At 46.3% G+C, this 21,046-nt stretch carries 18 protein-coding genes; 11 read left to right on the top strand and 7 right to left on the bottom strand.

From position 1 onward, the window contains the following. The first annotated feature begins 20 nt into the window (after positions 1–20). The 4 genes from K0625_RS06065 (at position 21) to K0625_RS06050 (ending at position 4,858) form a co-directional block, all read left to right on the top strand. Complete coding sequence (locus tag K0625_RS06065) at positions 21–1,238, top strand: aspartate aminotransferase family protein (RefSeq protein ID WP_220108850.1); 1,218 nt, start codon at positions 21–23, stop codon at positions 1,236–1,238. A gap of 139 nt (positions 1,239–1,377) precedes the next feature. Further along, positions 1,378–2,397 carry an arginine N-succinyltransferase gene (astA, locus tag K0625_RS06060; protein WP_220108849.1) on the top strand — a complete coding sequence of 340 codons (1,020 nt, stop codon included), beginning with the start codon at positions 1,378–1,380 and terminating at the stop codon, positions 2,395–2,397. 9 nt (positions 2,398–2,406) lie between these two features. Continuing rightward, positions 2,407–3,867, top strand: coding sequence for a succinylglutamate-semialdehyde dehydrogenase (gene astD / locus K0625_RS06055; protein WP_220108848.1), 1,461 nt, complete (start codon positions 2,407–2,409; stop codon positions 3,865–3,867). Positions 3,868–4,060: 193 nt separating this feature from the next. Continuing rightward, positions 4,061–4,858 carry a DUF1338 domain-containing protein gene (locus K0625_RS06050; RefSeq protein ID WP_220108847.1) on the top strand — a complete coding sequence of 266 codons (798 nt, stop codon included), beginning with the start codon at positions 4,061–4,063 and terminating at the stop codon, positions 4,856–4,858. Between the two features lie 48 nt (positions 4,859–4,906). On the opposite strand, the gene K0625_RS06045 is transcribed toward K0625_RS06050, so the two are convergent. From K0625_RS06045 to crp, 4 genes are all read right to left on the bottom strand, one after another. Next, positions 4,907–6,241 (bottom strand): ATP-binding protein, encoded by a 1,335-nt coding sequence (locus tag K0625_RS06045; RefSeq protein WP_220108846.1) that lies wholly within the window; start codon positions 6,239–6,241, stop codon positions 4,907–4,909. After that, the gene (locus tag K0625_RS06040; protein ID WP_012323303.1) at positions 6,238–6,912 is read right to left on the bottom strand and encodes a response regulator; all 675 of its coding nucleotides are present in this window, start codon (positions 6,910–6,912) and stop codon (positions 6,238–6,240) included. The genes K0625_RS06045 and K0625_RS06040 overlap by 4 nt, the downstream gene beginning before the upstream one ends. 47 nt (positions 6,913–6,959) lie before the next feature. Beyond that, positions 6,960–7,298 (bottom strand): PepSY domain-containing protein, encoded by a 339-nt coding sequence (locus tag K0625_RS06035; protein WP_220108845.1) that lies wholly within the window; start codon positions 7,296–7,298, stop codon positions 6,960–6,962. Between the two features lie 82 nt (positions 7,299–7,380). Next, positions 7,381–8,016 carry a cAMP-activated global transcriptional regulator CRP gene (gene crp, locus K0625_RS06030; protein WP_012323305.1) on the bottom strand — a complete coding sequence of 212 codons (636 nt, stop codon included), beginning with the start codon at positions 8,014–8,016 and terminating at the stop codon, positions 7,381–7,383. A 450-nt stretch (positions 8,017–8,466) separates the two neighbouring features. Here crp and K0625_RS06025 point away from each other — a divergent pair, with 450 nt between their 5' ends. From K0625_RS06025 to K0625_RS06005, 5 genes are all read left to right on the top strand, one after another. Beyond that, positions 8,467–9,246: a tetratricopeptide repeat protein gene (locus K0625_RS06025; protein WP_220108844.1), complete on the top strand. Its 780-nt coding sequence runs from the start codon at positions 8,467–8,469 to the stop codon at positions 9,244–9,246. 206 nt (positions 9,247–9,452) lie between these two features. After that, entirely contained in the window at positions 9,453–9,812 is a 360-nt protein-coding gene (locus tag K0625_RS06020) for a hypothetical protein (protein ID WP_220108843.1), read from the top strand. A 217-nt stretch (positions 9,813–10,029) separates the two neighbouring features. After that, positions 10,030–11,391, top strand: a complete 1,362-nt coding sequence (locus K0625_RS06015; RefSeq protein ID WP_220108842.1) for a TolC family protein — start codon at positions 10,030–10,032, stop codon at positions 11,389–11,391. After that, on the top strand, positions 11,391–12,716 hold the full coding sequence (locus K0625_RS06010) for an efflux RND transporter periplasmic adaptor subunit (protein WP_220108841.1): 1,326 nt from the start codon (positions 11,391–11,393) through the stop codon (positions 12,714–12,716). Before K0625_RS06015 ends, K0625_RS06010 begins: the two co-directional genes overlap by 1 nt. A 12-nt stretch (positions 12,717–12,728) precedes the next feature. After that, complete coding sequence (locus tag K0625_RS06005) at positions 12,729–15,857, top strand: efflux RND transporter permease subunit (protein ID WP_220108840.1); 3,129 nt, start codon at positions 12,729–12,731, stop codon at positions 15,855–15,857. 619 nt (positions 15,858–16,476) lie between these two features. Here the strand turns inward: K0625_RS06005 and K0625_RS06000 are convergent. From K0625_RS06000 to K0625_RS05990, 3 genes are all read right to left on the bottom strand, one after another. Next, complete coding sequence (locus K0625_RS06000) at positions 16,477–17,364, bottom strand: phosphoribulokinase (protein ID WP_220108839.1); 888 nt, start codon at positions 17,362–17,364, stop codon at positions 16,477–16,479. Positions 17,365–17,474: 110 nt separating this feature from the next. After that, positions 17,475–17,711, bottom strand: a complete 237-nt coding sequence (locus tag K0625_RS05995) for a YheU family protein (RefSeq protein WP_012323312.1) — start codon at positions 17,709–17,711, stop codon at positions 17,475–17,477. Between the two features lie 8 nt (positions 17,712–17,719). Continuing rightward, positions 17,720–18,688 (bottom strand): hydrolase, encoded by a 969-nt coding sequence (locus K0625_RS05990; RefSeq protein WP_220108838.1) that lies wholly within the window; start codon positions 18,686–18,688, stop codon positions 17,720–17,722. 141 nt (positions 18,689–18,829) lie between these two features. Here K0625_RS05990 and K0625_RS05985 point away from each other — a divergent pair, with 141 nt between their 5' ends. Further along, a complete protein-coding gene (locus K0625_RS05985; protein WP_012323314.1) occupies positions 18,830–19,339 on the top strand; it encodes a twin-arginine translocation signal domain-containing protein in 510 nt (169 codons plus the stop codon). A gap of 68 nt (positions 19,340–19,407) precedes the next feature. Next, complete coding sequence (locus tag K0625_RS05980) at positions 19,408–21,006, top strand: GMC family oxidoreductase N-terminal domain-containing protein (RefSeq protein WP_220108837.1); 1,599 nt, start codon at positions 19,408–19,410, stop codon at positions 21,004–21,006. The last annotated feature ends 40 nt before the right edge of the window (positions 21,007–21,046 follow it).

Below are 21,046 nucleotides of genomic sequence, written 5' to 3'. Positions count from 1 at the left end.
ACAATAAAGGATGAGAAGGTATGAGCGTAAACAAGACCCTGACAAGAGCCCAGTTTGATGATGTGATGGTGCCTAACTATGCGCCTTCGGCTGTAATCCCTGTTCGTGGTGAGGGAAGCCGAGTTTGGGATCAGGAGGGGAATGAGTTTATCGATTTTGCTGGTGGTATTGCGGTTAACTGTCTTGGTCACTGTCATCCAGCCTTGGTGAGCGCACTGAAGGAGCAAGGTGAAAAACTTTGGCATCTTTCAAATGTAATGACTAACGAACCTGCATTAGCGCTCGCGACTAAACTCGTCGATGCAACGTTTGCCGATCGTGTTTACTTTGCTAACTCAGGGGCTGAAGCCAACGAAGCTGCGCTGAAACTTGTTCGCCGTTATGCGATGGATAAGTTTGGTGCAGAGAAAGATCAAATTATTGCATTCGACAAAGCTTTCCATGGCCGTACCTTCTTCACTGTTAGTGTTGGTGGTCAAGCGGCATATTCTGATGGTTTCGGTCCTAAGCCACAGAGCATCACTCATGTTCCTTTCAATGATATTGCGGCACTAGAAGCGGTTATTTCTGATACTACCTGCGCGGTTATGATGGAGCCACTTCAAGGCGAAGGTGGAATTATCGACGCCGATCCTGATTTCCTTAAAGCGGTTCGTGCCCTGTGTGATAAGCACAATGCACTATTGGTATTTGATGAAGTACAAACCGGTGTTGGTCGTCTGGGTGAGCTATACGCATATATGCGTGGTGACGTGGTACCTGATGTTCTTACAACGGCTAAGGCACTTGGCGGTGGATTCCCAATTGCAGCTATGCTGACCACCAAAGAGATTGCCGATCACCTTAAGATAGGTACTCATGGTTCAACTTATGGTGGTAACCCACTTGCTTGTGCTATCGGTAATGCTGTCCTTGATGTAGTTAATACCCCTGAAGTGCTTAACGGCGTTAAGGTACGTGAGCAGCTACTGCGTGACGGTCTGAATAAGATCAACGATAAGCATCAGGTGTTCTCTGAAGTTCGTGGACAGGGACTGCTACTGGGTGCTGTTCTCAATGATAAGTATCAGGGACGCGCTAAAGAGTTCCTCGTTGCATCTGTAGGTGAAGGCTTAATGAGCTTAGTTGCTGGTGCAAACGTAATACGTTTTACTCCATCTCTGGTTATTCCTGAAGCTGATATTGCTGAAGGTCTAGTACGCTTTGAGCGTGCAGTAGCTAAAGTCGTTGCAGCCTAATTGACATTTAGGGTATTGGTATAAAACCGATACCCTTATTTGTCATGGGGAATACTTGAACCTTAATGATTCTCTACTTGTCTTATAGTTAGTAGGCAGGGAGCGTTAAGCGGCCGAGTGAAAGTGAGGAGACTCAGAGATGTTAATAATACGTCCTATCCGATCTAGCGACTTTGAAGCGCTGTATCAAATAGCCGAAGAATCCGGACACGGATTTACATCATTGCCAGTCAATGAAGAGCTACTTAGAAATAAAATAGCCCGAGTAGAAGCCTCGTTTTTAAAAGAGGTGGATAAGCCTTTCGATGAAGGCTATCTCATGGTGCTTGAAGACACAGTAACGGGTGAAGTTGTAGGTACATGTGGAATTGAGGCCGCCGTGGGGATGGAAGATGCCTTCTATCACTACAGACTCGGTACTGAGGTGTATCATTCGGAGCAGATTGAGGTTCGCAACGAAGTTGAAACCTTGACCTTATGTCACGATTACACAGGCGCTGCTGAGCTTTGTACTCTATTTTTACGTGGATCTTACCGTAAGAATAGCAACGGTCGCATGCTATCTCGCAGCCGTTTTCTCTTCCTTGCTCAACATAAGGAGAGATTCGGTGAAACTGTGATAGCAGAGATGCGCGGTGAAAGCGATAAAGAGGGTAACTCCCCTTTCTATGACTGGCTACAGAAGCACTTCCTTGGCATCGACTTTGTTGAAGCAGATTACCTTTCTGGTTTAGGCCAAAAAGCCTTTATGGCAGAGATGATGCCTAAAAATGCTGTCTATGTGTGTCTTCTGCCTGAAGATGCGCAAAAGGTGATTGGTGAAGTACATACTAATACCCGTCCCGCGCTGAACTTGCTGCAGGCTGAAGGTTTCAGGTGTCGAGGTTATGTCGATATCTTTGATGGTGGCCCTACGGTTGAGTGCAACATCAATGATATTCGTGGCGTCAGAGAGAGCCGCTTGCTTACCGTTACTATAGGTGAGCCGCCTGCATCAGAGACTAGCTATATCATCTCAAATACACAATTAGCGAACTACCGTGCGACCTCTGCCAAACTGCTTGTCAGTGAGGAAAATGATGAGGTTGTCATATCACCAGAATTAGCCACAGGCTTACTGCTTGAGCAGGGTGATCAAATCCGTATTTTGGCTTTGTAGGAAAAAATAATGACTCAATTTATTAATGGTCAGTGGGTTGCTGGCCTAGGTCACGAAGTGACATCTAAAAACCCAGCAAACAGTGAAGTTATCTGGAGCAGTAAAACTGCTACCGCTGAGCAGGTTAATACAGCCGTTGAAGCAGCACGTGAAGTACAGTTTGACTGGTTTATGCTGGGCTTTGAAGGTCGTTTGGCTATCGTTGAAGCTTACAAAACTCAGCTTGAAGAGCATAAAGCTGAGATGGCGGAAGTGATAGCTCAAGAAACTGGTAAACCACAGTGGGAAACCGCGACAGAAGCTGGCGCCATGATAGGCAAAATTGGTCTCTCTGTTGCAGCTTACAATAAGCGCACTGGTAGCTCAGAAAACGATACACCAGCTGGACGTGCTGTATTACGCCATAAGCCCCATGGTGTGGTGGCTGTGTTTGGCCCCTATAACTTCCCAGGTCATTTACCAAATGGTCATATCGTACCTGCTCTGCTTGCAGGTAACACTGTGGTTTTCAAACCATCGGAACTGACACCTAAAGTTGCAGAGCTGATGCTTAAACTTTGGGAAAAAGCGGGGCTGCCTGCTGGTGTGATTAACTTAGTTCAAGGTGAAGTGGAGACAGGTAAATCCCTAGCTTCACATGAACAGATCGATGGTCTGTTCTTTACCGGAAGTTCTCGTACAGGCCATATTCTGCATCAGCAGTATGCTGGAGAGCCAGGTAAGATCTTAGCTTTAGAGATGGGCGGCAATAACCCACTTATTATTAAAGGTGTAAAAGACACCAAAGCTGCAGTCCATGACATCATTCAGTCGGCTTATATCTCATCTGGTCAACGTTGTACCTGTGCTCGTCGTCTCTATGTTGAGAAGGGCGCAGAGGGCGATGCACTGCTTGCAGAGCTTGCCGATGCGGTTAAGCGCATTCAAGTTGGCGCTTGGAACAGTCAGCCGCAGCCATTTATGGGCTCTATGATCTCAGAAACCGCTGCGAAAGGCATGGTTGAGTCTCAGCGTAACTTGCTGAATCTCGGTGGTAGTTCACTGGTTGAATTAACACACTTAAAAGAGGGCACAGGGCTAGTTTCACCAGGTCTTATTGATGTGACTCAAGTGATTGAACTGCCTGATGAGGAGTACTTTGGTCCTCTGCTTCAAGTGGTGCGTTACACCGATTTTGATGAAGCGATTAAGCTGGCGAACAAGACTCGTTATGGCCTATCAGCAGGTATTCTTGCCGATAGCCGTGATGATTACGAGTACTTCCTAGCGCGTATTCGCGCGGGCATCGTTAACTGGAATAAGCAGATCACAGGCGCGTCAGGCGCAGCCCCATTTGGTGGTGTTGGTGCATCGGGGAATCACAGAGCGAGCGCATTTTATGCCGCTGATTACTGTGCATACCCTGTTGCCTCTGTTGAAGCCGATGCGGTAAGCCTGCCTGAGAGTTTGAGTCCAGGTTTAAGTATTTAATTTTTTGAAAAAATGATGGGAGGCCTTAGTGTCTCCCTTTTTTATAACCAGTACAGTAAGTTATACCAATTAGTATAAATATTTTGGTATTAGTTCAAGCCACTTTACTCTCGCTGTACTTATATCGTGAAAATAAAAAAACAGCATAGCTTTAGCTATGACTGAGTAACACGATGCTGTTAAGGATAAACTGATGCACACAGATGTTAACAAGCTATTTGAATCCCTTTGGAGTGATTACCTCGCTATGACCCCTTCTGCTGGAAAGGTTCATCAGCTGCTTTCACAGGGTGAGACCATTATTAACGACCATATCGCACTGCGAACATTTAATATTGAGAAGGTAAACTTAGCTGTTTTAGCCGCTCATTTTGAAAGCTTAGGTTATGTGGATTCTGGCGATTACCACTTCGAGGCGAAAAAGCTGAAAGCTAAGCATTTCGAGCACCCAGATCCTACTCAACCTAAGGTCTTTATCTCTGAGTTGATGGTTGAAGAGTTTAGTCCGCAGTTACAAAGCATATTGAAAGGCCTAGTCGACCAGATCGATGTTGCAGCGACGACAGCTGATAACTTTCTCTACTCTGGCCGTCATTGGGAGCTGGATTTCACAACCTATGAAACATTGCTTGCAGAGAGTGAATATGCGGCGTGGGTTGCAGCATTTGGTTACCGTGCGAACCATTTCACTGTTTCAATTAACCATCTTCCAGGTTATTCAACTATTTTAGATGTGAATGAAACCTTGAAGAAGGGTGACTTCATCTTGAACTCAGCTGGTGGTGAAGTGAAGGGGTCTGCCGATGTGCTGCTTGAGCAGTCTTCGACTATGGCTGACAAGATTGAGGTTGACTTTAAAGATGTACAGAAGTCGATCCCAAGCTGTTTCTATGAGTTTGCACTGCGTTACCCTAAGGCTGATGGTGAGCTTTATACAGGTTTTGTTGCGGCCTCTGCGGACAAGATATTTGAAAGCACCAATGCGAGCTAATCTGATATCAGATCAAAAGGGCCGTCTATCGTGACGGCCTTTTTGATCTTATAGGCTCTTAAAATCCAGTTTTATTCTCAGTCCACCTAGCTTCATGCTTTTAGTAAAGGCCAGTTTTATCTCATACTGCTCGGCGATATCTTTGACAATTGAGAGTCCGAGACCGTGGCCCATGGTAGCTTCATCCAGCCTTTTACCTCGGCTTGTTAACAGGCTAAGTTCATCATCGGCAACACCTGGTCCATCATCTTCAATCACTAAGCTGATACCAGCAGCTTCATTAGTGACTCTCACTTCTACTCTCTCTTTAGCCCACTTGTGAGCATTGTCGAGTAGGTTTCCGATAAGCTCCATACCATCTTCCCTGTGTATGGGGAGTCTGCTGATGGTATCGGGAATATCAAAATTGCAGGTGATCTGTTTATTAAAATGCACCTTGCTTAAGGTCTTACTGAGATCTTCAATATCTTTAGGGAGCTGCATCTGAGCCGCGGGTAGCATATCGCCTGTTATTCTGGCCGCTGCGAGCTTTCTCTCGATCATCTTGTGCACTAGATCCAGTTGACTCTGCAGGGCAATAGCTGAGTCGGGATCTTTAAGCCCTAGAGCCTCCACTTGCTGCTGCATCACAGCTAATGGGGTTTTAAGGCCGTGACTTAAGTTACCTAAGTTATTTCGGCTGCGCTCTATCTGTTTACCTGAGTAGTCAAGTAGATCATTGTAAGTGGCAGCTAGTGGGCGTAGCTCTGAGGGAATTTTACTGACCTCGAGTGAGGTGATCTCACCCTCTCTAAGGCGAGCAAGCACATCCTGTATCTGGTTGACTGGCTTGAAAGACTGCCTTATGACTAAGAAGATCCCCATGATCATTGTCAGTAGCATGGCCAAGTTAACCCCGAGTTTGGTGCCGTATATCTGGGTAAAGACTTTACGTCCAATACTTAAATCTTGGGCCACGGTTAAGGTGGCATCGAGACCTGTAGATTCGGACTTTAGGCCGATGGAGAGCAGCTGGATATCATGGTTCAGAGGACCTTTGGCTTGCCATACTCGGGTCTCTCCAAGTGGTAACATCTCAATATCGAGTTTTTGATCCCATAATGAGCGTGAGCGGATCTCAAGATCGGCTAGATTAAGCTGATAGTAACGTCCAGAGAAAACGGGTTTATAGAAACCAGAAAGTTGGCTCTGATCGATACTGAACTGCTCATCATTGAGATGAGTCGCCAACATCACCTGCTCAATATCTTCCTGCAATCTGGCAATGATTGAATCATGGAAAGCTTGGCGAAGCATGGACTCGAAAAAGACGATTCCAACGGCGGTAGATAAGATGACTAAACCCGTTAACCAGAGGCTGAGTTTAGTCTTTATCGATATCATTCTTTTATGCCATGAAAGATATACCCTTGGCCGCGACGTGTCTCAATGCTTGTTTTACCGAGTTTTTTACGTAGGTGGGTCACATAGACCTCAACCACGTTACTCTCTTTCTCATCGTCAAACTGGTAAAGTTTATCGGTGAGTTGCGCTTTAGAGAGTAGCTTTTTAGGCGACATGATAAATATCTTTAGCAGTCTAAACTCCATGGCAGTAAGTTCAAATTTCTCCTCTTGGACCATCACAGATTGCTGATCTTCATCTAAGGTAATACCGGCATAACTTAACTCTTTCGAAGGGGAGTTTGCCTTGCCGTGAGCTCTCTGTATCAGGGCGTTGATACGAACTAATAGCTCCTGAGTATGGAACGGCTTTCCAAGGTAATCATCTGCACCAGCATTGAAGCCTTCCACTTTCTCATGCCACTGGCTTCTGGCCGTGAGCATAATAACAGGTGTGTGAATGCCCTGATTACGCCAGCGGCTGAGGAGCTCCAAGCCGTTACCGTCGGGAAGGCCGATATCTAAGATGACACAATCATAGTTTGTCTCTTTCAGCAGGTAATCGGCTTCTGATGCTTTATCGGTCACGTCAGTTACGTATCCGGCCTGTTTCAACTGTTTCTCTAACTCTTCAACAAGTAATGCATTATCTTCTACGAGCAATAGTTTCATAGGAACCTGTCTGTAAAAAGTACCATTGAGGTTAGCCTAGCTTGAGATTACTTTTCTAAAGCGCGGCATTCACTAGGCAATGATAGGTAAGGATTAGGTTGTCCGGTGCTGGCATCCAGACTTAGATCTATGATTTGGCCACGTTGTGTCTTAATTTGCAAATCATAACGCCATTTTCCCTCCTCTTGATAGAGGTGGGCATCGATTAGCTTACCAAAACAGAAGAATTGAGTCTTAGCTAAGGTGACATCAAGAGAGAGTATCTTCCCTGTGCTAACCAGCTGCTTGGCTTGGTTATGCTCAAGTTCGATAAGTGGGGTTGCAGATGCTGTTGTGGCTAGTGTGATCGCAAGAGCTAATAAGCCAGATAATTGAGCTCTTGTCATTAGCATTGTCTCCAAAAAAAATGGCCTGAGATAATCTCAGGCCACTTTATCGAAGCTATCTTAAATCTAACTGAATGTTAGCTTAGCGAGTTCCGTAAACTACGATTGTTTTACCGTGAGCTTGGATCAAGTTTTGTTCTTCAAGCATCTTAAGAATACGACCAACCGTCTCGCGTGAACAACCAACGATTTGACCTATCTCTTGACGAGTGATCTTAATCTGCATGCCGTCTGGGTGCGTCATCGCATCAGGCTGTTTAGCCAGATGTAATAAGGTTTGGGCAATTCTTCCAGCAACATCAAGGAAGGCAAGATCGCCGACTTTCTGACTTGTGCTGTGTAGACGGTAAGCCATCTGAGAAGACAGTTTCATCAAAATTTCAGGGTTAACTTGGATCAACTGCTTAAATTTCTTGTAAGAGATCTCAGCAATTTCACAAGGTTGTTTAGCGCGAACCCAGGCTGTACGCTCAGCTTGCTCTTCGAACAAACCAAGTTCACCGATAAAGTCGCCCTGATTCAGGTAAGAAAGGATCATCTCCTTACCCTCTTCATCTTTGATTAAAACAGCGACTGAGCCTTTGACGATATAGTAAAGAGTATCTGACTCTTCACCAGCGTGGATCAAAGTGCTTTTGGCTGGATACTTATGAATGTGACAGTGTGATAAAAACCATTCCAAAGTAGGATCTGGTTTCGGCTTACCAATCAGAGCCATGCCTATGTTCCTCGACTGTTTAAATTAAATACAAGAATATGCTAAATAAGCAGTTTACGTCAATTAAGTCCGTAAAACCTAGATGGAGGTCTAAATTTAGACAAAATGAATTTAGCTAACATGCTATCTATTTTTGCGATTATTTTGATACATTAGTGATATAAGTCAACTAATAACGGATAAAGATAGGCTGAATGAGGTAACAATGCTGAGTTAATCACATCTTATTCGGGTTTACGTTAGAACTTGTGTGTGTTTTATCTGTCTTACTCATGTGAATAAACCCTTTATTTCCATGCTTTCACCAGTAAATCTCAGTCTAATGTGAAAAAAGACTTGTTTTGTCATGATTTTATTTTTATTTTGTAAACAAGCTCTCGGTTTGTCATCAAATTCGATGCGCTTTAGACCCGATATCCTTAAGTCTGTTATGTTTGATAGGAGTTGTGTGTGAAATTTCATCCGTTAATTATAGGTGCTGGATTTGTCATTACCTCGGTAATGAGCACCGGGGCGCATGCTTTTTCAATTCCACAACCTGCTACTGCAGAAGCTGCAAGTAAACTGGCTCATATTGAACTTAAAGCAACACAGGGTGAGCAAGAAGCGCAGTTTCTATTAGGCTTGATGTACCTCTCTGGTCGTTTTGTCGCTCAAAATCAGCCCTTGGGAATTAAATGGGTCTCTTTGGCCGCTGAGCAGGGGCACGTAAAGGCGCAGCAAACCATTGCAGATCTCTCCTTTGAGGGCAATATTATTGCTCGAGATCTAGCAGTCGCTGAGCGCTGGTATCTCAGTCTCAGTGAGCAGGGCAGTAAATGGGCCGAATTTCGACTCGGATTTATCTATGCTGCTGGTGGTGAAGGTGTTCAACGTAACTGTGGTAAAGCTGTTAAACACTTTAGTGCGGTAGGCGATGAGGTTTCGCTTGGTAATGTGGCTTGGATCTTATCCACCTGCCCAGAAGCTAAATACCGAAACGGGGATAGGGCGTTGGAGCTGGCTCAAAGTCTAGTGAAAGCCAATCAAGAAGATCCGACCAATTTAGATAACCTTGCCGCGGCTTACGCTGAGATTGGTGACTTTAGTGCGGCAATTGTGACCCAACAGAAAGCGATCCATGCCTTAAAGTTAAGTGAGCAAGTTGATCGCTCTGATGAGTTTGAGCTGCGCCTGCAAACCTATGAGCAGAACAAACCATTTCGTGAAAAAGTGCCACTCAGTGATTAGATAATACCGATGAGTAAAAGAGCGCTTTTTAGAGGTTGCTCTTTTGCTATCTGGCTCACGCTTATATCATTTCTTGCCACTTTCAGGTGAATATTGTTCTTTTTCTCTAGAATTGAAAATCTGACTCTGGTTTAATACCGCAGAATCTTCTTTCTCTCTGTTATTGGAATCCAAGCTTGCTCAGTACGAAAACATCAACGAGGATCATGCAATCTAACTTGACACTAGTGCTTCTACTGGTGGTTTTTGTATCGCAACTTTTTCCTACCTGTGTCGCATCAGATATCCATATCAATGAGCAAACCTCACAAGAGAGTGTGCAGATATCTATGACCTCGAGTGATGGAGGGCAGGAGTCTTGTTGCCATCAACAGGGACACGTATGTGGCCATGCAAGAACGGCAACAGAGCAAGATGAACATGATGATGACTTCCATACTTCATGCCATCCTCCAATGGAGCTAAGTTTTTTTACCCACCCCAACCACAGCCAAGATAACTATCTGTTTGCTGTACACTACCAAAATCGAAGTTACGCCCCTCCTATACCTCCACCTCACGGGTGAGTTCAGTTAAATACAATCTTAATTTTTGAATTAGTCTCGGTTTATGCTCGTGGCATCACTGTATATATGGTCGATATTTTATTGAACTTACTATGGATTTTGCTTTGATGAGCTGGCGCTGATGACTAGGGTCTGTATCGCTGATTACTTAGTACTAAATTTAGTACTAATACCTTCAAAATCTAGCTTACAGGCTCCTTAACTGGAGTTCATTCTCGTGAAGAGATATCTAGAGAGCACACTGCTTGCCTGTAAAGGTGGGCTGGTGATTGCGAGTGTCTGTACCCTTGCGTTGTTACCAATGAAAGGGGTTGCAGATGTCACCCCTGAGTCGGCAAGTGATAAAACAATAACCTTGCCATGGGTGTTGGAGAAAACCTTACTTTCCAACCCACAACTACAGAGTTTTCCCTACGAGTTAAGAGTGAGTGAAGCACTCACCCTGCAGGCGGGGATCACACCTAATCCTAAGCTGTCCGTTGAGCTTGAAAATCTGCTTGGAACTGGTGACAAACAAGGCGTGGAGAATGCCGAGATAAGCTTGGGACTGAGTCAGTTGATTGAACTCGGTGATAAGCGTCAGAGACGGATCGATTTTGCTCATGCCTCAAAGCGTCAGAGTCTGGCTGAATATGAGCTGCTTCGTCTGGAGGTCTTATCTCAGGCTACCCAGAGCTACTATCAGCTGCTACGTCTTCAAGCTTTGCTTGAATGGAACCAGCACGGCATTCAAATAGAGCAGAAGGCATTAAAGGCGATAGATCTGCGGGCCAAGGCTGGTGCAGTGGCTAAGGCTGATGTGACTAAGATGGCGCTAAGATTAATGCGAGCTCGTTCAGTACAGCAGCAACTTGAGGGCGATATTCTGGTCGCTAAGCAAAGGTTAGCTGCTAACTGGGCGGGTGAGGCACATTTTGATCGTGCTGAGGGGGAGCTTGCTAGTTTAACTGAGCTACCGAGTGCAGCAGATGTGCTTAATGCCATAGAAACAGCACCACAATATCTGCAGCTATTGAGTGTTGAGCGGCTCATGTATGCCAAACGCCGTGTTGAGGAGTCAAAGGCTCAATACGATATAACTTTAGGCATGGGAATACGTAGTTATGACGGGTTTGACGACGCAGCCTTGATGTTTAACTTCTCAATGCCTATTCCTCTCTCTAACCCAAATCAGGGCAATATTTTAGCGGCCAAGGCTAATGAAAGTCTGGCGATGGAGCAGCAAAAGTTAGTGCGCGGTCAGCTCAAGCTTACTCTACTTGAGATCCATCAGAGCATGGTCAACAGTGCTCGTCAGGCATCCCTGCTCCAAAAGCAGCTGCAACCTTTAGCTCAGCAACTACTGAAAGAGACTGAGTTCGCTTACCAGACAGGGCAAACCAATGTTCTGCAGTTGGCCGATGCACAATCTGAGTTGCTGAATATTAAACGTGAGCTTATTGAGGCTAAAACTGCTGTTTACCTGCAAAAACTTGAACTTGAGCGCATCACAGGTCAATCGATGAGTGCCGTTCATCAACGTCAACTATCCCACTCTTTTTTAAATACTGAGCCTATGACGGCGCAGGAGAATAACTAATGGATCTTAATATTAAAAAGCTCTCATCGGTATTGATGGCGACAGTGTTTACCTTTACTGCGATCAGTTTCACTGCGCTACAACCGACAAACCTTGCATGGGCTGGTGGCGATCATGGACATGGTCATGAGGAGGAAGAGGAGCATGTTCCCGAAGGTCCCCATGGTGGTCGTCTACTCCATAATGGGGAGTTTGAGATTGAGGTGACTATGGTTGAGTTGGGGATCCCGCCAGAGATGAGGGTATATGCCTACTACAAAGAGAAGGCTGTAAAACCTGAGGATATTAAGCTTGAACTGCTGTTAAATCGTCTCGGGGGGAAAACTGACACAGTTAACTTTACTGCTGAAGGTGACTATCTCGTCAGCACTACAAGCATTGCGGAGCCTCACTCTTTCGAAGTTGAGGTTCATGCTGGCTTTAAGGGGCAATCCTATGATTGGCATTATGACAATTATACCGGTCGCACAGAGATTAACGACCGTCTGCTAAGGCTATCGGGAGTGAAAACCGCTCAAGCCGGTGAGCAGGAGTTACTGTTTACCGATACCCTGTTTGGCATTGTTGCTCCTATTACCGATAAGCAGTTTAGCGTTACCGCGCCTTACACTGGTGTGATTGAACAGCTGCATGTGAGTATTGGTGAGAGAGTTGAAAAAGGCCAAGTGATCGCAACGGTACGTAACTCTGGCACGCTGCAAAGTTACCAGGTTAAAAGCCCTGCAGCAGGTCAAGTGACTGAGCAGCTTCTTAGTTTAGGAGATAGCACCTATAACAGAGCCCTTGTTCGTATCAGCGATCTCTCATCTGTGTGGATAGATCTGTCGGCTTTTCCTAAAAGCATAGATAAGTTGTCGCTGGGGCAAAAGGTGAGCATCCTTGACGATCACAGTGATGAAGTCAGCTCCAATGAACGGTCAAATGATCAGCATAGTAACCAGCACAATAGCGCTGTAGCCAGTAGTACAATTAGCTATATCGCCCCCAATATGACTGGCGGGCATATCGCTCGTGTTCGCGCTGTGATTGAGAATGACCATGGTCATTGGCGTCCCGGCATGCATATTCAAGCTGCCATTGAAACCAGCAGTAAGCGGGTGCCTCTAGCCGTGCGCGTTGATGCGCTGCAGACCTTTATGGATAAGCCTGCTGTATTTGTTAAGCATGGCAATACCTTTGAGGTGCGTTTACTGACCTTAGGTGAGAGCGATGGTATCTATACCGAAGTGTTAGCTGGACTTGAACATAGCAGCGAATATGTCGTTGAAAATAGTTATCTATTAAAGGCGGACATAATGAAAAATGCCGCTAAGCATGTGCACTAGGAGCCGATAACTATGGATACGATTATCTCCTTTGCCTTAAAAAGGCGCTGGCTTGTGCTCACGATAACCTTGCTTATCGCACTCTTGGGGGTTTATAACACGCTCAAGCTGCCGATCGATGCTGTACCTGATATCACCAATGTGCAGGTGCAGATAAATACGGCGGTTGCTGGTTACTCACCGCTGGAGTCTGAGCAGCGACTGACCTATGTGATTGAAAATGCTATGGCGGGGATCCCAAATCTTGACCATACCCGTTCCATCTCCCGTTACGGCTTATCTCAGATCACTGTGATCTTCGAAGAGGGCACGGATATCTACTGGGCGAGGCAACAGATAGCCGAACGTCTTCAGGGGATCCGCGGTGAACTGCCTGCCGAAGCTGAACCCGCTTTAGGGCCAGTAAGTAGTGGTCTAGGCGAGGTGTTTACCTACTCTATTCGTGCACTTGATGGTGCGCTGAAGGAGGATGGCACGGCATACAGCGCCGAAGATCTGCGTACCATTCAAGATTGGATCATAAGGCCCCAACTCGTCAAAGTACCTGGGGTGACAGAGATTAACAGTTTAGGTGGCTATGAGCGCGAGTATCAGGTTGCACCAGATCCTGGCAAACTGTTGGCGTTTAAAGTTACCGTAAACGATGTGATCACGGCTCTTGAGCGTAATAACCGTAACGTTGGTGCGGGGTACATAGAGAGAAATGGTGAGCAGTGGCTAGTTCGCTCGCCAGGACAGCTCAAAGATCTGGAGGAGATCCGTCAGGTCGTAGTCACTAAGCGTGATGATGCACCTGTGCGCATCGGCGATCTGGCTGAGGTGTTTTATGGTAAGCAGTTAAGAACTGGTTCTGCGACACAAAATGGCGAAGAAACTGTGCTTGGCACCGCCTTTATGTTGCTGGGTGAAAATAGCCGCGTGGTGGCAAAAGAGGTGGGTGACAAGCTCAAAGAGGTGAATGCTAGTTTGCCTGATGGGATCGTGGCCGAAGCCGTATATGACAGAACTAGCTTAGTGGATCAAACCATAGCTACGGTGCAGAAGAACCTGTTCGAAGGTGCTGTGCTGGTGATTGTGGTCCTGTTTGCTCTGTTGGGCAACTTTCGCGCAGCCCTGATCGCCGCTCTGGTGATCCCGCTGAGTATGTTGTTTGCCATTACGGGCATGACGACTAACCGTGTCTCGGGCAACTTGATGAGCCTTGGTGCTATCGATTTCGGTATTATCGTCGATGGCGCTGTGATTATTGTCGAGAATGCCCTGCGACGACTAGGCATGGCGCAGAAGCAATACGGTAGATTACTCACCTTAGAGGAGCGCTTAAAACTCGTATTCGAAGCTACACGAGAGGTGTTCCGCCCTGCGGTATTTGGTGTCTTGATCATCATGTTGGTATATCTACCAATATTTGCCTTGAGCGGTGTTGAAGGCAAGATGTTCCACCCGATGGCCTTTACTGTGGTTGCAGCCTTAATAGGTGCGCTTATCTTCTCCGTGACTTTTGTCCCTGCCGCCATTGCGATCTTTGTAAAGGGTAAGGTTAACGAGAAGGAGAACTTCTTGATGGCCAGAGCGCGCAGCGTCTACGAGCCTGTACTGTTCTTCTCCCTTAAACGTCCAGCCATTATCCTGCTTGCTGCAACGGTTTTAATGAGCGTTAGCCTCTATCAGGTGAGCCGTTTAGGCTCAGAGTTTTTGCCTAAGCTTGATGAAGGTGATATTGCCATGCATGCCATGCGCATTACAGGCACAGGGCTTGAGCAATCTACCCAGATGCAGAAGGAGCTTGAGTTGGTAATTGCTGAGCTTGATGAGGTTGAGCGTGTGTTCTCCAAGATTGGTACTCCCGAGGTGGCGACAGATCCAATGCCACCGAGTGTTTCCGATACCATATTGATTATCAAGCCGAGATCCCAATGGGCTGATCCGACTAAGAGTAAAGCGCAGTTTATGGATGAGCTGAGGGACTTAGTAAAACAGGTGCCTGGCAATAACTATGAGTTTACTCAGCCTATTGAGATGCGTTTTAACGAACTTATCGCTGGGGTTAGGGCGGATGTGGCGCTGCGTATCTATGGTGACGATCTCGATACTCTTAAGGCGGTGGGCGATCGCGCTCAAGGGCTGTTTCATAAGATTGATGGTGCTAAAGATGTGCGTGTAGAGCAGATGTCTGGTTTGCCAACACTCTCTGTTGAGCCTAATCGTGATCACTTGGCACTGTTAGGTTTAACCATTGTGGATGTACAGCAAGCATTACAAACAGCTGTCTCAGGTGTTCCTGTCGGCCTTATCTATGAGGGAGATCGCCGCTTTAAGCTGGTTGTTCGTATGAAAGATGAGATAAGTCATGATCTAAGGGCTCTGGAGAAGCTACCTATCGCCTTACCGGCGGATCTGAATCCGGACTTGAGTTATGTCCCTCTTGGGGAGGTGGCCGATATTCGCTTTAAGGTGGGGCCTAATCAGATAAATCGACAAAGCGGCAAGCGTCATGTGGTCGTGACTGCGAATGTTGAGGGAAGAGATCTGGGCTCGTTTATTCAAGATACTAAGGCGCTAATGGGGGATGAGCTTAATCTGCCAAGCGGCTATTGGAGTGAATATGGTGGCACATTTGAGCAGCTAGAGTCGGCATCGAACCGCTTGATGATTCTGGTTCCTCTCACCTTGCTACTTATCTTTGGCTTGCTCTATAGCGCCTTTGGCTCTGTTAGAGACTCACTGATCATCTTCAGTGGTGTCCCCCTTGCTTTAACTGGTGGCGTGTTGGCCTTAGTGCTAAGGGATATGCCACTGTCTATCTCGGCAGCGGTAGGCTTTATCGCACTTTCTGGTATAGCCGTGCTGAATGGCGTGGTGATGTTGAGCTTTATTAAGGAGCTTAAACACAAAGGCTTAGCGCTTATCGATGCGATAAAACAGGGAGCAAGCCAGCGATTACGCCCTGTTATGATGACGGCGCTGGTGGCCAGTTTAGGCTTTGTACCTATGGCATTTAATGTCGGTACTGGCGCAGAGGTTCAGCGCCCACTGGCAACCGTGGTGATTGGTGGTATCGTCTCATCGACCTTGCTGACCTTAGTTATCTTGCCAGTGCTTTACTTGTTGGTGTATCGCATAAGCGGTAAACGAGCTTGATATTGGCTAGCTGAAAACTGCAGTAGATAGAGCAAAACCAGCCTAACCTAGGCTGGTTTTTTGTTTCGGGGTCAGACTTGAGGTGCTAGGTGCTAGGTTTGAGGGTTCTAGGAACTTGGTTATCTTAAGGGCTTCTTGGAAAAGGTATTAGATTTTAGGTCTTAGGAGCTTGTTTATCCTAGGGCCTTCTTGGAAAAGGTTTTAGGTTTTAGAACCTAGGAACTTCTTTGAAGAGAATAGCTAGCATACTCAAGAGCTTATTGTAAGCCAAGAGTCAGATCAAGCGTGGATATGGAGTTTACTAGGAGGAGAGAATAGCCAGCTTACTCAAAAGAACAAACAGATCAAGCATGAATGTGGAATTCACTAGGAGTGAGAGAATAGCCAGCATACTCAAGAGCTTATTGTAAGCCAAGAGTCAGACCAAGCGTGGATATGGAGTTTACTAGGAGGAGAGAATAGCCAGCATACTCAAGAGAACAAACAGATCAAGATGGGGGAATTCACTCCCAAGAGCATGCTAACTCATCAGTCTTTCGCCTGAAATCCCGACGAGATAAAGTCTACAAGAGGATGCTTAAACAAAACTTAAGTAAACCTGAGTTACAGATTGAGTCTATTACTCACTATCCAGAGATAGAAGTTGTTGGCGTTTCTCTAACAGATCTCGTATCAGTGGAGTGAGGATCAACTCCATCGCCAATGACATCTTGCCGCCGGGTACCACTAAGGTATTTATCCTAGACATAAATGAGCCATCTATCATCTTAAGATAGTAGGGGAAGTCGACATTTTTAATGCCGCGGAAACGGATCACCACAAAGCTTTCATCTAAGGTTGGAATGCTCTTCGCGCTGAAGGGGTTGGAGGTATCTACCGTGGGAACTCGCTGAAAATTAATATGGGTACGGGAGAACTGAGGCGTCATATGGTTGATGTAATCATCCATACTACGGACGATTGAGCCCATCACCTTTTCGCGACTATGGCCTCTGTCAGAGGTGTCACGAATGATCTTTTGGATCCATTCAAGGTTGACGATAGGTACCATGCCAATGAGCAGATCCACATGTTCGGCGACATTACAGGAGTCTGTTTTAACCCCGCCATGCAGCCCTTCATAGTAGAGCATATCGGTATTTTCGGGCAGAGAGTGCCACTGAGTAAAAGTACCTGGCATCTGATTAAAGGGCACGGCTTCATCGAAAGTGTGTAGATAGGAGCGGGTTTCACCCTGTCCCGTGGCACTATAATCGCTAAAACACTGCTCTAATTTATCAAAATCATTAGCTTCTGGGCCGAAGTAGCTGATATTTTTATTATCGGTCTGGGCTTGGCGTATCTTCAGTTCCATCTCTGGACGGGTGAAATGATGAAAGCTGTCCCCTTCAACTGTCGCCGCATTGATCCCAAGCTGACGAAAGATATGTTTAAAGGCCCGTGTGGTTGTCGTGGTACCAGCCCCTGAAGAGCCTGTTACTGCGATAATGGGATGTTTTGCTGACATTAAATTTCCTAAATGGAAGCTGAAAATGGTATCGGTTTCGAGTAGCGAATCTCTATTTATACGGTAATCAGTGACTAAAGGTCAAACTTGTATGAATTTAACTGTAAATTTCAATAACCTAATTGTTCTCTCTGGCGGATAGCGATGGACTCATCATCTTCGCTATACTCCACAACCAAGACTCCCTGTTTAAGTGCTTGCTTGCATTGAGCTATTGCTCGCTGTAGCCCCTCTTCATCTGTGTTTGAGAAGCTACCATCTTCCAACTGAGTAAAGAGATACTCCTTGATTAAGGCCTCAAAAGTCTCTGTAGGCAGTTGAACTAATGAATCATATGGAACAAGCATTTTGGCTTCTATCCTGATACTAAAAGGAAGTTAAGTATTCTCTGCTCTAGGTAATACTTAGGTTTAAACGGTGTTCCACCGTTGATGAATCCCACATGGCCACCTTGCCCATGGAGTTCATAGGTCACATGGTGTGAGACGTTCTCTTTTGCCGGTATCACTTCTGCTGTCATAAAGGGATCGTCTGCAGCGTGAAGTACTAAAGTGGGTTTGCTTATACTGGCTAAAAAATCGATCCCACTGGCTCTTTGATAGTAATCATCGACGCCACTAAAGCCGTGCAGCGGGGCGGTAACTCTATGATCAAACGCATAGAAGGTATCGAGCTGCTTAATCTGCTCTAAGGATACAGGCATCGCATCTCGCAGAGAATCATCTTTTACTTTATCTGTGACTTTTTGCTGCAACTGCTTGATTAAGTAGCTTTGATATAGCTTAGAGAAACCTTTTTCTAGTCGCTTAGCACAGGCTGACAGCTTAAGAGGAGCAGAGATCACAGCTCCTCGTTTGAGTAGACTTTGCTCGCCATATTCACCTAAGTATTTAGTCAGCACATTGCCCCCTAAACTATAACCAACGGCAAGCAGATCTGAAGTGGGAAATCGCTGTTGCAGATGCTGAAGATTATCCTGCAGATCTTGAGTATCACCGCTGTGATAGCTTCGTGCTAGCCTATTGCTTACACCTGAACAACTTCTGTGATGGTGGACCACTGCGCAGAGGCCGCGTTGATGGCAATCATTGAGTAACCGCCGCACATAGTGAGACTCAGCGCTCCCCTCAAGGCCATGGATGATGACCAGTATCGCTTCATCTTTTTTTGGGCTTCCCAGCCAATCTAGATCGATAAAGTCCCCATCATTGAGCTCAAAACGCTCTCTGCGTAATGCTGGTCTGTCCACCTTAGTCAGCAGAGGTAAAATCGTTTGGATATGTGGGTTTCTGGCCCACCAAGGGGGGGAGAAGTTATTCGTCATTATCTATTAACTATTATTGGCTATTGCTGAAAATTAAAACGTGTGTTTAATTAGTATCGCAGCATATTAACATAAATGGTCAATTACTGGTTTTTAGGATTGAGTATTACTTCAACTGAAAACCGTTTTAAGGGGGAGAGCATGGAACGACGTACCTTTCTAACCACAGCGCTGGTTGGCACGGCGACTTTGGCGCTGGGGCTGAGTGTCTACTCCCCTGAACATATTCGGGTCAATAAAGCGCTGGATAGTGAACATAGGTTGCTATTTAGTGTGTTGTTGCCAGTGTTTTTAGAGGACGCTCTACCCAATGTCGAAACGACTCGGGTTGCGGCACAAAATCGAACCTTAGATGCCATTGCAGAGACTATCTCGCATCTGCCGCAAGAGGGGCAAGCTGAGCTGGAACAGCTGCTGGATATGTTAGAGCAGAGGTTAGGTCTACTGGTGTTAACTGGCAGCATGACCCCGTTGATGATGCGCTCTCCCGATGAGCTTATCTCAATGTTGGAGTATTGGCGCAACAGCTTTATCGATCTGATGGTCACGGCATACCAAGGGTTGAGAGAGTTGGTGATGGCAAGCTATTACGCGTGCCCTGAGCACTGGAGCCGGCTTCATTATGCTAAACCGACCTATTTTGATAATTAGATCTGTAAAGCAGTACTGATGAGTTCGGTTAAAAAATAATAACAAGATGAGTGTTTGGAGGTGATGCAGTGGCGATACAAGATCCCATAGAGGAGGGCTTGGCTTCGGGGTGGAAACATATCGATGCCAGTCAGCTGAGCGAGGACAGAACCCTTGAAGCCGATGTTGTTATTGTTGGTAGTGGTGCTGGCGGTGGAGTTGCTGCTGAGATCTTAACTCAAGCGGGGCTCTCTGTGATCATCGTTGAGGGCGGGTCGCTTAAATCATCTAACAGCTTCAATATGGAGGAGAGAAGGGCTTACCCGAACCTCTATCATCAAGCGGCTGGGATGAAAACTAAAGATAAAGCGATCGGTATCTTTCAGGGGCGAGCTGTCGGTGGGTCAACCACAGTTAACTGGACCACCTCCATTCGAACTCCTGAGCCTGCGCTTGAGTTCTGGACTAAGGAGAAGTCGGTTACCGGGCTCTCCAGAGCTGAGCTTGATCCTTGGTTCCAGAAGATGGAGCAGCGGCTGAATATCTCCAAATGGGAGTATGAGCCTAACCGTAATAACCAGGCGTTAAAAACCGGCTGTGAAAAGCTTGATTGGGACTTCACTGTTATCAAGCGCAATGTAAAAGGTTGCTGGAATACCGGCTATTGCGGCATGGGCTGTCCGGTAAATGCTAAGCAATCTATGTTAGTCACCACCATACCTTCAGCATTGGATTTAGGGGCAACATTAGTCAGCAGGGCTAAGGTGATTGAGCTTGAACACCACAATGGCAAAATCACAGGGGTTAGAGCCCAAGCTCTTGATGAGCAATTAAAACCGACGTCTGTTGAACTGAACTTCAAGGCTAAACACTATATTTTGTCTGCGGGGGCGATCCACACGCCTACTATCTTGATGCGCTCTGGGACTGACGACCCCCATCAACTTCTGGGTAAGCGAACCTTCCTGCACCCAACTCTGCTCAGCGGAGCCGTGTTTAGCGATCCAATCAATGCCCACAGCGGCGCACCACAATCCATCTATAGCGATGAGTTTGTTTGGCGTGATGGCGCTGCTGGTGAGCTAGGTTACAAGCTTGAAGTACCGCCCGTGCACCCAATTCTTATCTCGTCAAAAACAGTTGGCTACGGTAAGAGTCATGCTGCCTTGATGGAGAACTTTAACCAGCTGCAGGTAACCATTGCCTTAGTGCGCGATGGTTTTCATCCCGATAGCCAAGGTGGACAGGTCCATCTCACTGATACTGGGTTTGCTCTGGATTACCCATTGACCGATGCTTTTTGGCACTCAGCGAGACGGGCGTTTGCCAGCATGGCAGAGTTGCAGTTTGCTGCGGGGGCAAAACAGGTGTTACCCATCAGCGAAGGCGTGAATTACCTTAACAGCTGGAAAGAGGCTAAATCTGTGATTGCCGATATGGAGCTGGCACCGCTAAAAACCGTCGTGGCATCGGCCCATGTGATGGGCGGCTGTGCAATGGGAGAAGATACCAAAATGGCCATGGTAGATAGTCATGGTCGCTCCCATTACTATGAGAACCTCTCCGTGATGGATGGCTCTATTTTCCCCACAAGCTTAGGGGCTAACCCGCAACTGTCGATTTATGGCATGACCGCAAGAAATGCAACCAAACTGGCAGAGGAGTTAACCGCTTCTTCTCGAACGTAAAGCTGAGAAGGGCGGGCTCCGCCCTGCGAGAACGGCACTG

Origin of the sequence: Shewanella nanhaiensis, assembly GCF_019457885.1 — a bacterium.
In the GTDB taxonomy this organism is placed as follows: domain Bacteria; phylum Pseudomonadota; class Gammaproteobacteria; order Enterobacterales; family Shewanellaceae; genus Shewanella; species Shewanella nanhaiensis.
The sequence above is the reverse complement of the archived record's forward strand: the minus strand, read 5'-3'. Positions and strand labels throughout refer to the sequence as shown.